This window comes from Bacillus sp. JZ39 (assembly GCF_053903145.1).
The window spans coordinates 2,017,850-2,031,260 of record NZ_CP096389.1 but is presented as its reverse complement, the minus strand read 5'-3'; the positions used below and the strand labels follow the sequence as shown (position 1 = coordinate 2,031,260).

12 protein-coding genes and 3 pseudogenes are annotated in these 13,411 nt (G+C 37.3%); 10 read left to right on the top strand and 5 right to left on the bottom strand.

Going from position 1 to position 13,411, the window contains the following annotated elements:
• Positions 1–241 precede the first annotated feature (241 nt).
• Positions 242–1,678 (bottom strand): flavin monoamine oxidase family protein, encoded by a 1,437-nt coding sequence (locus M1D65_RS10145; protein WP_124073037.1) that lies wholly within the window; start codon positions 1,676–1,678, stop codon positions 242–244.
• A 127-nt stretch (positions 1,679–1,805) separates the two neighbouring features.
• On the opposite strand from M1D65_RS10145, the gene M1D65_RS10140 reads away from it, so the two are divergent.
• From M1D65_RS10140 to yobK, 3 genes are all read left to right on the top strand, one after another.
• Positions 1,806–2,363 carry an SMI1/KNR4 family protein gene (locus M1D65_RS10140; RefSeq protein ID WP_032726556.1) on the top strand — a complete coding sequence of 186 codons (558 nt, stop codon included), beginning with the start codon at positions 1,806–1,808 and terminating at the stop codon, positions 2,361–2,363.
• A 100-nt stretch (positions 2,364–2,463) separates the two neighbouring features.
• Entirely contained in the window at positions 2,464–4,266 is a 1,803-nt protein-coding gene (gene yobL, locus M1D65_RS10135) for an LXG family T7SS effector ribonuclease toxin YobL (RefSeq protein ID WP_064671121.1), read from the top strand.
• Between the two features lie 9 nt (positions 4,267–4,275).
• Complete coding sequence (gene yobK, locus M1D65_RS10130) at positions 4,276–4,734, top strand: type VII secretion system immunity protein YobK (protein WP_015251924.1); 459 nt, start codon at positions 4,276–4,278, stop codon at positions 4,732–4,734.
• Positions 4,735–5,016: 282 nt separating this feature from the next.
• Here yobK and M1D65_RS10125 read toward each other — a convergent pair whose 3' ends face one another.
• Positions 5,017–5,073, bottom strand: coding sequence for a putative holin-like toxin (locus tag M1D65_RS10125; protein WP_224912973.1), 57 nt, complete (start codon positions 5,071–5,073; stop codon positions 5,017–5,019).
• 314 nt (positions 5,074–5,387) lie between these two features.
• On the opposite strand from M1D65_RS10125, the gene M1D65_RS10120 reads away from it, so the two are divergent.
• The 4 genes and pseudogenes from M1D65_RS10120 to M1D65_RS10105 all read left to right on the top strand — a co-directional run.
• A complete protein-coding gene (locus M1D65_RS10120; RefSeq protein WP_064671122.1) occupies positions 5,388–5,750 on the top strand; it encodes a hypothetical protein in 363 nt (120 codons plus the stop codon).
• Between the two features lie 212 nt (positions 5,751–5,962).
• Positions 5,963–6,313 (top strand): hypothetical protein, encoded by a 351-nt coding sequence (locus tag M1D65_RS10115; RefSeq protein ID WP_064671123.1) that lies wholly within the window; start codon positions 5,963–5,965, stop codon positions 6,311–6,313.
• Positions 6,314–6,435: 122 nt separating this feature from the next.
• Positions 6,436–6,745, top strand: a pseudogene (locus tag M1D65_RS10110) (YolD-like family protein).
• Positions 6,738–6,993 (top strand): annotated as a pseudogene (locus M1D65_RS10105) (UV damage repair protein UvrX); the annotation flags it as partial. The pseudogenes M1D65_RS10110 and M1D65_RS10105, both read left to right, overlap by 8 nt.
• Positions 6,994–7,004: 11 nt before the next feature.
• On the opposite strand, the pseudogene M1D65_RS10100 reads toward M1D65_RS10105, so the two are convergent.
• Positions 7,005–7,263 (bottom strand): annotated as a pseudogene (locus tag M1D65_RS10100) (ATP-dependent DNA ligase); the annotation flags it as partial.
• 306 nt (positions 7,264–7,569) lie between these two features.
• Between M1D65_RS10100 and xynA the strand changes: the two are divergent.
• Both xynA and ppsA read left to right on the top strand, forming a co-directional pair.
• Positions 7,570–8,211, top strand: a complete 642-nt coding sequence (xynA, locus tag M1D65_RS10095; RefSeq protein WP_015251938.1) for an endo-1,4-beta-xylanase XynA — start codon at positions 7,570–7,572, stop codon at positions 8,209–8,211.
• A 671-nt stretch (positions 8,212–8,882) separates the two neighbouring features.
• Positions 8,883–11,483, top strand: a complete 2,601-nt coding sequence (gene ppsA / locus M1D65_RS10090) for a phosphoenolpyruvate synthase (protein WP_064671124.1) — start codon at positions 8,883–8,885, stop codon at positions 11,481–11,483.
• Between the two features lie 298 nt (positions 11,484–11,781).
• Here the strand turns inward: ppsA and M1D65_RS10085 are convergent, their stop codons facing one another.
• Positions 11,782–12,045, bottom strand: coding sequence for a hypothetical protein (locus tag M1D65_RS10085; protein WP_043857645.1), 264 nt, complete (start codon positions 12,043–12,045; stop codon positions 11,782–11,784).
• A gap of 393 nt (positions 12,046–12,438) precedes the next feature.
• Positions 12,439–12,672: a hypothetical protein gene (locus M1D65_RS10080; protein ID WP_074794570.1), complete on the bottom strand. Its 234-nt coding sequence runs from the start codon at positions 12,670–12,672 to the stop codon at positions 12,439–12,441.
• 163 nt (positions 12,673–12,835) lie between these two features.
• On the opposite strand from M1D65_RS10080, the gene M1D65_RS10075 reads away from it, so the two are divergent.
• A complete protein-coding gene (locus M1D65_RS10075; protein ID WP_064671125.1) occupies positions 12,836–13,189 on the top strand; it encodes a DUF3221 domain-containing protein in 354 nt (117 codons plus the stop codon).
• Positions 13,190–13,411 lie beyond the last annotated feature (222 nt).

Genomic DNA, 13,411 nt, shown 5'->3' with positions numbered 1-13,411 from the left:
CATTAAGAATCGTTATACAGTGAAAGAAAGTTCCCCCGATGGTTAATTAAAACGTTTTCTATGGTTGGGTATTTATTAATGATTATGGAAGAAAAGGGAGGTCCGCATTCAAAACGTGTATAAAAATAATAAAGAACCGAATGTTGAGACATCCCATATTTGAATTAATCTTTTAAACAAAGGAGTATAAATTCTTCACTTCTTTTTATATCAACCAGTTTTAACAAGATGTGAGCATGATCTAAGGTAAGCGATTGACCTCATAAGCAACACGTATTCCAGATTCAATCGCGCCTTGCATCCACGCATGAGTGAGTGAGGCGTGTTCTCCGGCGAAATGAACTCTGCCCTCAGGGACAGGAATATAGGGATACAGCTCTAATTCTTGTCCTGGTTCGAAAGCTGTAAAACCTCCCGCAGAATACGGGTACTGGCTCCAGCTAAAAGAAGTGCCAGACACAAATTCAGACCACACAATATCACCATAGATTTCAGATAAATTCAGTAAAGTATACTGGATTCGCTCTCCTTCTGAAAGACTGTCCCATATCAGTGCCTCATCAGCCCAAGTATAACTTGCCAGAATGACGGCATGTCCATTTGCTCCAATATTTCTGCTTGGATAATACGAAAAACGAATCGGTAGATCAGTAATAGATTTGCCGCCGCGCTGCCCGGCTTTTTCCCAAAATCGGCTTTTAAACTCTATGCCGATTTTTGTTGCACTGATATAGTTTAGCTCACGGATGGCCCTCCGTTTATAGTAAGAGAATGAATGGTATGGTTCGACTTTTACAAATCGCAATGTTGAAAAAGGAATGGTTACAATAGCGAGATCTGCTGTGAACGATGCAAATTCTGCCGTTTGTTGATGCTGACAATGGATCGTAACACTATTTTCCCCCTGAGAAATTTTCATCATTTTTTGATGGTATAGAATGTTTGTTTTTAATTGAGGAAGAAACGCGTGAGGCAGCAGATCCATGCCGCCAGTTATCTCATAGAAGTGAGCGGGCGATGAAAAAAAGATAGATTCCCGCAATACTTCAACAAGGGACATCCCCATATACGCTTCCATATCCAAAAGTACACCAATCATATCGATCGCGCCATATGAAAAATACGTGTTTAAAAAAGAGCTTAACGAATGATTTTTGTATTGTTCTTCGACAATCCGCCAATTTCTCGCTGGATTTTGATTGATAAAATTTAGAATAGGCTGCAGTAAAGAAAGCATCAGCTCTTCAGACGTTTTCCCTTGTTCATTTGGTGCAACTGGGTATCTCAATATTCCAGGAGCTCGTTCAAAAACTTGGAGACGTGTTTTGATTCCATTTGCATAAATGATGTCCATCGGGGTTCTGTTGAGAAATACATTTGTTGGCAATTTGAATTTTTTTATATATTCTAAGGTTAACGAATGGTTATTCGGTATGCGCATCGGGCCAGCGTTAAAATACAAATCATCACTAAAGGGAGCTCTCAAAGTGCAGACACGGCCGCCCGCTCTGCCGCTCGCTTCGAGAATCGTTACTCTGTGACCGGCATTTTTCAGCAATGATGCTGATACAAGCCCGGACAATCCAGCTCCTACAACAAGAATATGCTTTGGATGCTGGGATGCGCTAAGGCCATTTCTAATGATCTTTACCATGTCATCATTCATTAGAGAATTCAATTTTTAGAGGCACCTCTTTTTAGAATTTATTGCATTATATTCACTGAAAAGAGCACCTATCACGATCTGTTCACATCTTTTGGAATTTGAAAGGTTATTGTTAAAAGGAAATAAAGGGGTGATGTATGTGACTAACTTTGTTCATAAGACGGTAAATGGTTTGAAAAGTCTTTTAGATGAAAAAGGAGCCATTCAATTGTTTTGTTCTGAAGGGGATATCATGGAGTTCCTTGTTACATTTTCACAGGACAAAGCAACCCTTAACGACATTCAAAGCTTTGAAGCTAAACATCAGATTACCCTTCCAGAGGATTATCAGAAGTTCATGACACTGCATAACGGTGCGAAAATTTTTGAGATTCTTTCTGATGGGGAGAATATAGGTGGAGGACTTCAGCTATTTAGCCTTGAAGAGATTGAAGAGGAGTTAAAATATGAGGATTTGTTTGAAGATATCAATGGTATTCCAATTGGCTACTTATTGGAAGAATGCCATTTAATGATTGATAAAGATAAAGTGAACCAAGGTGATCCCAACTATCTCTATATATTTGAAAGTGGTTTAGAATATAATCCATTAAATGTAAACTTTGAAATATTTTTAGACCGGTATATATTGGCCAATGGAGAACCTTTTTGGGATTGGCGCTACTATACCGCAGAAAATTATTATAGAACAAGATAGTGTGTGATGTATAAGACAGTCATTTGGGCTGTCTTTTTCTGTTATTCAAATAGATTACTGTGGTAAAATTTACATAGAGTAGTCTAGGAAGGAGAATGATATGAAGGTATTTGAGGCTGATTCATTACTCTTTGAGGCCGATAAAAGAACCAAAGAGTATAAGGAACTAAGGTCGCAAATGGTGAAGCTAAGAAAAGCTTTTCAAAACGTAGCTAACCTAGATGACAGTGAGTTTTCAGGCAAGGGTGCTGACAACATTAAAGCATTTTATCATGATCATGTCGGTGTTACCGATCAATGGATTGATTTAATTGACATGAAGATTGCTTTCTTAAGCAGCATGTCTGCAAAACTTGAAGATGCTAAGATGTCTGATGCTTACATAGAAGAATCCTTTTTAGAACACGAGTTGGCTAACTCCTATACAAAATCAAAATCCATTATGTCTGAACAGAAAAAAGCAATGAAAGACATATTAAACGACATCAATGATATTCTTCCCCTTGAAATATTCTCAACAGAAGACTTCAAAGACAAACTTTCTTCTGCAGATGACAAACGTGAAAAAACAATCGATAAGCTAAACAAGCTTGATGAGGATTTAAAAACAGAATACGCTGAAACAGAGCCTAACGAACAGTTCATCCAGCAAGATTTTAAAAAGCTGCAGGAATCAACAGGCAAAGGGAAGAACGCCACTCCGATTCACTATAACGCCAAAGCGTATAGAGAAAGTGACATACATAAGAAAAAAGGCGACATAGAGAAGCATTCTGAAGCTTACTTAAGCGTGAAGAAAGAAGAAGCAAAGGAACGTGAAATCAAGGAATTAAAGAAAAAACTTAATGACGGTGTCTCTGACCCTGATGAATATTTAGAGATTGCTAAGAAAGTAGGGTACGAGAATCTGGAGCCAGCTCAAGTACAGCTTGCAATGCAAATTGAACAAGCGAAGCAACTAGAAGGAGCAGGAGAAATCACTTGGGATATCGTAAAAGGTGTAGGAGTAGGCTTATATGATGTAGGAAAAGACACTGTAACCGGCATATGGGACTTCATCACCGATCCAGGAGAAACACTCTTAGCGCTGGGCAATGCAGTTATTCATCCAGTGAAAACATATGATGCCATTTCAGTAGCCATAGAAGAGTCATATCAAAAGGATATGGTGAATGGAGATGCCTATTCTAGATCAAGATGGGTTACCTATGCTATTGGTTCAGTGGCTGTAGCTGTTGTTGGTACAAAAGGTGCAGGAGCCATTAACAAAGCAGATGCAACGGGGAAGGTCATAAACAAAGCAAGTCAGGCAGGGAAGAAAATAAAAGACGTCAAGATTCCAGATTTGCTGCCTTATAATCCTAAGTACGACTTTGCTATGGCAGGGGGCGTGCCATACAATGTGGTTGATAGCCAAAGCCTTAAGAATGAACTTTTGACTAATGCGAAGAAAATACCGGATGGAACAAGAAAACCGTTTACTGGCCAAAAGATAAGCCCCCCTTGGCTAAATAAAGAAAAGTATGAAGCATATGAAATAGAGGGGAAGGTAAAGGCGAAGGGGAAAGTTAAAGATGTAAGCCGTAGAGTGTATACTATGAAAGATATTGATATTAATCAAAAAACAGAATTCGGTGTTACAAATCTTCAGCTTATGAAAAACGGGAATGCCCCTTATGCAAAAGACGGTACACAGATTAATTTACATCACTTGATTCAAGAAGAACCTGGCCCAATGCTTGAAATCCCGAATAGCTTACATACAAAATATAGTGATGTCATTCATCAGCTAAAGTCTGATGGTGAAAGTTTTAGAAATGATAAGGTTTTAAAAGCACAATACGAGAGTTTTAGAAAGAGATATTGGAAGTGGAGAGCGAAACAATTTGAAAATGAGAATTGAGGTGTTTATATGATTTATTCGAAGGTTGAGAACTTTATTAATGAAAATAAACAAAATGCTATATTTACAGAAGGCGCAAGTCATGAAAACATTGGTCGCATTGAAGAAAACCTCCAATGCGATCTCCCCAACAGTTATAAATGGTTTTTAGAAAAATACGGTGCTGGTGGTTTATTCGGTGTTTTAGTTTTAGGCTACAACTTTGATCATGCATCAGTTGTAAATAGGACTAATGAATATAAAGAACACTATGGCCTTACTGATGGACTTGTGGTTATTGAAGATGTTGATTACTTTGCTTACTGTCTAGATACAAATAAAATGAAAGACGGAGAATGCCCTGTAGTTGAATGGGATAGGGTAGTTGGTTATCAAGATACTGTTGCAGAAAGCTTTATTGAATTTTTTTATAATAAGATTCAGGAAGCGAAAGATGATTGGGAAGAGGATGAAGACTGGGACGATTAAGTAAAAATATTGCAATTGCTCAATAAATACACTTGAGTTGCACATCCTCAATCTAAATAAAATAATGGTTTTATCCATAAAGCAATTGTATTCAAATAACATTTCTATATGGTTATAATTAGGATAAGGATTATGCTTTTTAAGGTATAAAAAATGCATAAAATAAAAAGACTAGGGTGCTATCAACACCCCGTCTCTGTACTAAAGCTACCCACTAAAGGGCTTGCTCGATGTGATTTCTTGGTAGACCTATCCCTTCAGGTTCTTAGGCTCAAGGGAGGTCTATTTTTTATTTATATATGTCAACAGGGCAATTACAAATGACCCGAATGCAAGCATTAGCATTAATGCCTGGATGTTGACATAGCCTCACCCTCTTTCATAGGGGATGAGCAAGACTCCCTTGAGTGAGCAAACTTAATGTACAGGAAATATTATACTATACTAAATCCCCTTGACGTTGTAAATTCAAACAATATATTGACAACAGCATTTAATAGAATTTCTATTAACATCAATTACATTTGAAATGACAGACACATATGGTAGTTTGCGACTCGCAAAATTCAAGGCGTAATCCTAATTCAGCTATTGAGTAGGATTGTTAAAAAGTGTTGATTTGTTGTTTTCAAAATGAAAAGTGAGGATTGTATATGAAGATTGTTAGCCAAGAAATTCAAGATTTGTCCATTAAATCCTTGGAATCAACTTTTAGTAAACTTTCAAATGCTTATAAAAGTACGACAGAAAAAGGTTCAAACACAACTCTTGTCAAAAAGAGACTAAACGCAGTAAAAATTGGCTTAGAAAGCCTAAAAGGTATCTGGAATGGTGAAAATTTTTGCTATGAGCAAGAAATCATATTGACTTCTAAAGAAGTTCTACAAGATATCATTCCATTTATTGAAAAACAAATAGCAAAAGCAAAAGAAGGCAGTTCTCAAAAAACATTAAATGAGCGTCGCTTAACTGCACTAAAACTGGCAATCGAATCTTTAGAGAACCGTCTTATTTGAGAAAATTAATTGTTCCAGAATCGGGTGCGTTACATAAACAAGATTGAAGGAAACCCTATCTACTATGGTTTCTTTTTATTTTTGCGTATTTATCAATATTAAAATTTGACAGAACCTTATTAAATCATTTAAGGGATTGTCGATATTTAACATGTGTAAAAATGGAAAAGGCAATACAATTATAAAAAGCTCTGAGAGGATCGTGATTATCGGTGGTAAATGTAAACTCAAGCGATCTTATTTATAATCAAAAATTCTTAGCATTTTGCAGCTTGGCTACAGAAGGATACGGGGGAAATAACTCAGCTCCCAGTAGATCCATTGGTTTTAGTGAATTCTGTGAAAAACTTGAGAAAAATGAAGTAGTTAAACCCGAGAACAAAAAAAGCTCACCTGACCTAAATAAGTCTTTAGATTATTGGAAATCAAGATTTAATCCAGGAGGCAATCTTTCTGCGCTAGATTCGCAGGTATTAGATATTATCAAAAAAGCTTATAACTTTAATAAAGATAATATGCTGTTGCGAAATGAAGCAGTTAATGCGTATAAAAATTCAAATTAATTATGAGACAGAGCCCAGCTTAATAAAATGCTGGGCGTTTTACATATTGGGGTTATTTGCTTGCGAATACTCTCGATGTTCTTTCTCCAATTTTAGTATTATCAATAAAGGAGTGAGTCGATATGTTTAGGGATCGGGGAACAATCAATGGATATCAATGATGCTTCCAGAGCATTTAATACAGCTTAAACAAGATTTGATTGATGGATCAAAAATTGAGATGATCAACAAATTGAAGAGATGGGCGTTTTCGTTTCTGAAGCACCTGAATTTTGAAATTCAAACTTTTCAACTATGGATTTGTTTGAAAATGCCGTTGGCAGAGTTCATTCCATTAATTTTGAACAACATAAGCTTTACGTTAAAGATCAACATAACAACACAGTATATATCAACATGAATAACATCATAGGAGTTACATATAATGATTGATTGCTCACAATTTCTACGTAAGAATATACTTTGTGTTTTTATACTTCTGGATCGGTTGTTGCAATGGGGCTTAATCCTTGAACATAGTATCTTGCTGTTGTAGGAAATATGGAGAGACAGGGAAGTGTAGTGTCAGCTGCGTCTCCTGCGTTTAAAAAAGAAAAACAGGATCGAGACTTTTTGAGATGCCTGAAGATCAAGAGTGCACATTTACAGTTCCCGAAAAACCATTGTCCACTGCAATATCATAAGCTGATTTCTTTTCTTTGGCCAGATTAAAGTAAGCTAATTCGTTTCCTTGCAGGCCTTCAATAACAAATACATTATCATGGTCAAGGTTGAGATCTAAAAGCATATTTTTGCGTTCACTGAGTGGCTTATTAGCGATTGAATACCCATCAAATTACATCAAAGACACAGTAAACTATCTTATGGACTGATTTTTTGGACATGAAACGTTGCACTGCAGCTTCAAAGTCAAGAGCACCACCTGGGTCAGCTACAATGATTTCACGATCTCTACTGTATATCACCTTTATACGCAATAGTTCAATGGGAATTCATTACAGATATTACTCCATCTGAATTAGAAACAAGAATTGTGATCCTGCGAAAAAAGGTTCAGGATATGGTGGAACAAGGCCACTTATAATGCATTTCTAGGTATTTGTAATTAAATTACAAATACTTTTAATATTTGCTCATGAATTCGTGGTATTATACTGAAGGGGACGATCAAAAGCTTTGGCGTTAGTAATTAAAAATGTTTTAAATGTATACGAGTGCTACCTCAAAGTTGGAAAAAATATTATAGGAGGTAACATATGTTTAAGTTTAAAAAGAATTTCTTAGTTGGATTATCGGCAGCTTTAATGAGTATTAGCTTGTTTTCGGCAACCGCCTCTGCAGCTAGCACAGACTACTGGCAAAATTGGACTGATGGGGGCGGTATAGTAAACGCTGTCAATGGGTCTGGCGGGAACTACAGTGTTAATTGGTCTAATACCGGAAATTTTGTTGTTGGTAAAGGTTGGACTACAGGTTCGCCATTTAGGACGATAAACTATAATGCCGGAGTTTGGGCACCGAATGGCAATGGATATTTAACTTTATATGGTTGGACGAGATCACCTCTCATAGAATATTATGTAGTGGATTCATGGGGTACTTATAGACCTACTGGAACGTATAAAGGTACTGTAAAAAGTGATGGGGGTACATATGACATATATACAACTACACGTTATAACGCACCTTCCATTGATGGCGATCGCACTACTTTTACGCAGTACTGGAGTGTTCGTCAGACGAAGAGACCAACTGGAAGCAACGCTACAATCACTTTCAGTAATCATGTGAACGCATGGAAGAGCCATGGAATGAATCTGGGCAGTAATTGGGCTTACCAAGTCATGGCGACAGAAGGATATCAAAGTAGTGGAAGTTCTAACGTAACAGTGTGGTAACAGATCATCTTTAATTAGGGGTAGCTAACGGGCTGCTGATCGTTCCTTGAGAAGTTTTATAATCAATGATTATTAAAATCGTTAGTAATGGTTAAAGGTTGTTTTCTACTAGGTGAACGGCCTTGCAATTGCTGGAGGTAGGGTATTCTCCATCTGGTTTTATAACTTTTCCTATAGGTTAATAGAATGGTATTTAAATGAGAATGCTACAATTTTTTGTAGTCAGCGCTTGCTCACAACAGACACCTTTACATAACTCTTCTTTATCAAACATAAGCCTTATTCAAAATAAAAATATCTAGTAGTTAACCAAATCTTCATAACTTTACACTAGTTAAAGGTGGGACTGTTAAGAACAAAAAGTCTAATTTATGAATGGGGACTCTACGAACAAAGCAAGCAAGTAAGTTCAAAAAGAACCCAACTTTAGGATTTCCTTAGAGGATTGAATCAGCTCAAACCAAGTTTTTTAATGCGACTAGCTATGGAAATTAAGAAAAGAACCTGGGCAATTTCACCAGGTTCTTTTTATATTGCACAAAAACAGACACGGTGATATAATCACACTACGTGCGCTTTCTAGTTAAAAGGTTATAGATATCCATCTTATAATCTTATTATATCCTGCTAGGAAGCTCTTGTCAATATTTTTTTTGAAGGGGAGATGTAGAATGAGTTCTTTGGTTCTCGGTTTACATGAAATTGAAAAAACACAGCTTTCGCTCGTTGGAGGAAAAGGGTTACATTTAGGGGAATTATCAAAAATTCAAGGTATACAAGTACCAGAAGGATTTTGTGTCACAACAGTAGGATATCAAAAAGTCATCGAACAAAACGAAACGTTACAAGTGTTGTTGGATCAATTGGCGATGCTAAAAGTTGAGGACCGAGATCAAGTTGGTAACATCAGCAGAAAGATTCGGCAAATCATTATGGAAGTAGACATCCCTTCTGATGTTGTGAAAGCTGTGGCTCAATATCTCTCCCAGTTTGGCGAGGAACATGCCTATGCCGTGCGTTCTAGTGCGACTGCTGAAGATTTACCTCATGCTTCTTTTGCCGGTCAACAAGACACCTATTTAAATATTATCGGCGTCGATGCAATCTTGCAGCATATCAGTAAATGCTGGGCGTCCCTATTTACGGATCGCGCGGTTATTTACCGTATGCAAAATGGATTTGACCACAGCCAAGTCTATTTATCCGTTATCGTTCAAAGGATGGTTTTCCCTCAGGCTTCGGGGATTTTATTTACCGCTGATCCGATTACCTCAAGCCGAAAGGTGTTATCCATCGATGCCGGTTTTGGACTTGGTGAAGCACTGGTTTCCGGCTTGGTATCTGCCGATTGTTATAAAGTACAGGATGGGCAAATCATCGATAAGAGAATAGCAACTAAAAAATTGGCTATCTACGGACGAAAAGAAGGCGGAACAGAAACACAGCAGATCGATTCTGATCAGCAAAAGGCTCAAACACTGACTGATGAACAAATTTTACAGCTGGCACGCATTGGAAGAGAGATCGAAGCTCATTTCGGCCAGCCGCAAGATATCGAATGGTGTTTGGCCCGCGATACTTTTTATATTGTACAGAGTCGTCCAATCACTACTTTATTCCCCATCCCTGAAGCGAGTGACCAAGAAAATCACGTCTATATTTCTGTTGGTCATCAACAAATGATGACGGATCCCATAAAACCACTGGGATTGTCTTTTTTTCTGTTGACGACTGCTGCACCCATGCGTAAAGCCGGTGGAAGGCTATTTGTTGATGTCACACATCATCTGGCATCCCCTGACAGCAGAGAAGTTTTCTTAAAAGGCATGGGGCAGCACGATCAGCTCTTAAAAGACGCACTTATGACCATAATAAAGCGACGAGATTTCATAAAGTCGATACCAAATGATAAAACAGCACCAAATCCCAGCAGAGGCAAAGCAGATATGCCGGCTCAAGTTGAAAACGATCCGACAATCGTGTCTGATTTGATTGAGAGCAGTCAAACATCGATAGAAGAGTTAAAACAAAACATCCAAACGAAATCAGGATCAGATTTATTTCGTTTTATTCTGGAAGATATCCAGGAATTAAAGAAGATTTTATTTAACCCAGAAAGTTCGGTTGTGATTCGAACTGCTATGAATGCTTCATTATGGATTAACGAAAAAATGAACGAGTGGTTAGGTGAAAAAAACGCAGCAGATACGCTTTCTCAATCTGTACCCCATAATATTACTTCCGAAATGGGTCTTGCGCTATTAGACGTCGCAGATGTGATTCGTCCTTATCCAGAGGTAATTGATTACTTACAACATGTAAAAGATGATAACTTTTTGGATGAACTGGCTAAGTTTGATGGCGGAAGCAAAACCCGAGACGCGATCTATGATTATCTCAGCAAATACGGAATGCGATGTACCGGAGAAATTGATATTACAAGAACTCGATGGAGTGAAAAACCAACTACACTTATCCCAATGATTCTTAATAATATCAATAACAGTGAGCCAAATGCCAGCCATCGGAAATTTGAGCAAGGGCGACAGGAAGCTTTGAAGAAAGAGCAAGAGTTATTAGATCGATTAAAGCAATTACCGGATGGTGAACAAAAAGCCAAAGAAACAAAACGAATGATAGATATCATCCGAAATTTCAGCGGGTTTAGGGAATATCCAAAATACGGCATGATTAATCGATACTTCGTTTATAAGCAGGCTTTACTGGAAGAAGCCGAACGACTCGTAGAAGCGGGCGTTATTCAAGAAAAAGAAGATATATACTATCTCACTTTTGAAGAACTTCACGAAGTCGTACACACACATAAACTGGATTATCAAATCATCAGTACACGACAAGACGAGTACAAATTATATGAAAAACTATCTCCACCACGTGTTATCACGTCTGATGGTGAAATCGTTACAGGTGAGTATAAACGAGAAAATCTCCCAGCCGGAGCTATTGTAGGTCTACCTGTTTCCTCCGGAGTGATAGAGGGGCGAGCGCGTGTCATTTTAAACATGGAAGATGCTGATTTAGAAGATGGAGATATATTAGTTACCTCCTTTACCGATCCAAGCTGGACACCGTTGTTTGTATCCATAAAAGGCCTAGTCACCGAAGTTGGGGGGCTGATGACCCATGGAGCTGTTATAGCCCGTGAATATGGCTTACCTGCAGTTGTTGGCGTTGAAAATGCTGCCAAGCTGATAAAAGATGGGCAACGAATTCGCGTTCATGGTACAGAAGGCTACATTGAAATCTTATAATGTCTGATGTGTGTAGAGAGCCATCAGATATTCCCCACCAGCCCTAACTAGAAGTTGGGAGGCTGCAATTGTACCGAATGATAAAGTTCCCGTTGAACTAACGAAGATCGATAGCACATTAAGAAAAGCTGGAACCTCTTGGAGGAGGTCTGGCTTTTCTATATAAAATTGGCGTAGTGTGCAAAAGCCGCATTTTGCGGGCGGCGCTTCTTTAAAGTGAATTGTTTATTACCAGCATTTAAACTTGTATTTGTGCTTAAAACAAGAGAAAAAGGAGCTAAAAAGCTCCTTTATAAATTTAAACAACTTTTGTATAAATAGCCGTGTAAAACCCGATTGAGTAATCAAAATAATGACGTGTAAGCGTATAAGTATAACCGTTGTATTCTATTGTTGGCTGGAAGTCCATTGGCAGAGGACTAATGCGGTATATAGTGTCATAATCATATTCATCACTTTTTACTGCAACCTCAGACGAAGTGCCAGCAGCCAATGAGGGAACCGCGGATATGAGCATGCCAAAGGATAAAGCAGAACTCAATAAGATTTTCCTAATCTTCAATTACATCAACTCCATTTACAATTTATACATATATTATGTTGTAATTGGAAGTTATTTTGAAAGTGAATAATAGATCATAAAAAGTAAAAATCTCGATTTTAGCGGAATAAGAGTAAGGGTATGGTTCGAAGGCAACCACATACGAACATTTGAGAAAGAACAAAAAGAAGTAGATCCGTTTGGTGAATGTCCCTGTTGTTTATCTTAAAGATCAAAAAGAGTTTAAAATGGCAGGTATTATATTAATGACAGCCACAATATTGCTATTTACGAAAACTAAGAGATGAAGAAAAAATTGGTTCAGGTAGTTTTATCATTATAGATAGAGGTGGCCCAAAAGCAGCCTAGAAATAAGCTTAAACAAAAAATCCTCCCAAAAAGGGAGGATTACTATTACATATTAACTAAAGTGTAAGTCAATGAAACAATGAATAAAAAATACGAAATATAAGATATTGCTTTTGAAGAACTTGTTTTATGTTTTTGGAATGTATAGATAAGTGCAAAACCCAAGAAGAAAACTGTTACAAACCAAGAAGTGTATTGTGGAAAGAGGGCGACCACCAATACCATGATTGTTGAAAAAATAAATGAAGAGTAATGAGTTACTTTATGATCATCATTCAATGAAATCACCTCTACGAATTTTTACCCGATTTAGTCTGTGTATTAACAGCTTGTAAAAGATTCAATATGAGAAAATGAAGAAGTTTCTGGATAGATTTACACTACAGTTTTTTGATATGTAGTTATGGAGTGAGATTGTTAAACATGACGGGAGGGAGAAAGGTTGCCGAAAATTGGAGTAAGCTTGATAGTGCTCATTATTTTTCTTGCAGGCTGCAATAAAAATGAACAAAACGGTGACGAAACAAAGATGCAGAGCCTAGTAGGCTATGTCGTGCTTAAAGACAATGAAAGGGCAATTCTCATTACCGATACAATAGCTCCAGTAAAAGAAGATTACGATCTTTCTGAAGGGCAACTTATGAACAAGTTTAAAAATAACATAGTAATTGTAGGATTAAGTGAGATTGATAACACAGATGATCTCAAAAGAGGTGAAAAAATAAAAGTGTGGTTCCATACACTAAAAGAATCAAATCCACCAAGTGCAACGATACAAATATATGAATTATTATAAAAAAAATTGTTGAATTCTCATATAGATAACCTCTGAGACAACAAATGTTGTTCTATTGCATTGAAACTGCCAGTGACCAATATCAAGTTCAGTTATGTTAATTCAAGTGGTTTGATATGTTAGTGTCTTCGAGACGAAATATTGGAAGTGAGTCCGGATATCCATGAGTGTTACAAATTGGTCACAGAATAAGAGACTCAAGGGAGTTGTCTGCATTGTATG

Coding starts and splice junctions, on each gene's coding strand:
- M1D65_RS10120 (WP_064671122.1), top strand. CDS start 5,388: ATGAAGATTGTTAGCCAAGAAATTCAAGATTTGTCCATTAAATCCTTG.
- yobL (WP_064671121.1), top strand. CDS start 2,464: ATGAAGGTATTTGAGGCTGATTCATTACTCTTTGAGGCCGATAAAAGA.
- yobK (WP_015251924.1), top strand. CDS start 4,276: ATGATTTATTCGAAGGTTGAGAACTTTATTAATGAAAATAAACAAAAT.
- ppsA (WP_064671124.1), top strand. CDS start 8,883: ATGAGTTCTTTGGTTCTCGGTTTACATGAAATTGAAAAAACACAGCTT.
- xynA (WP_015251938.1), top strand. CDS start 7,570: ATGTTTAAGTTTAAAAAGAATTTCTTAGTTGGATTATCGGCAGCTTTA.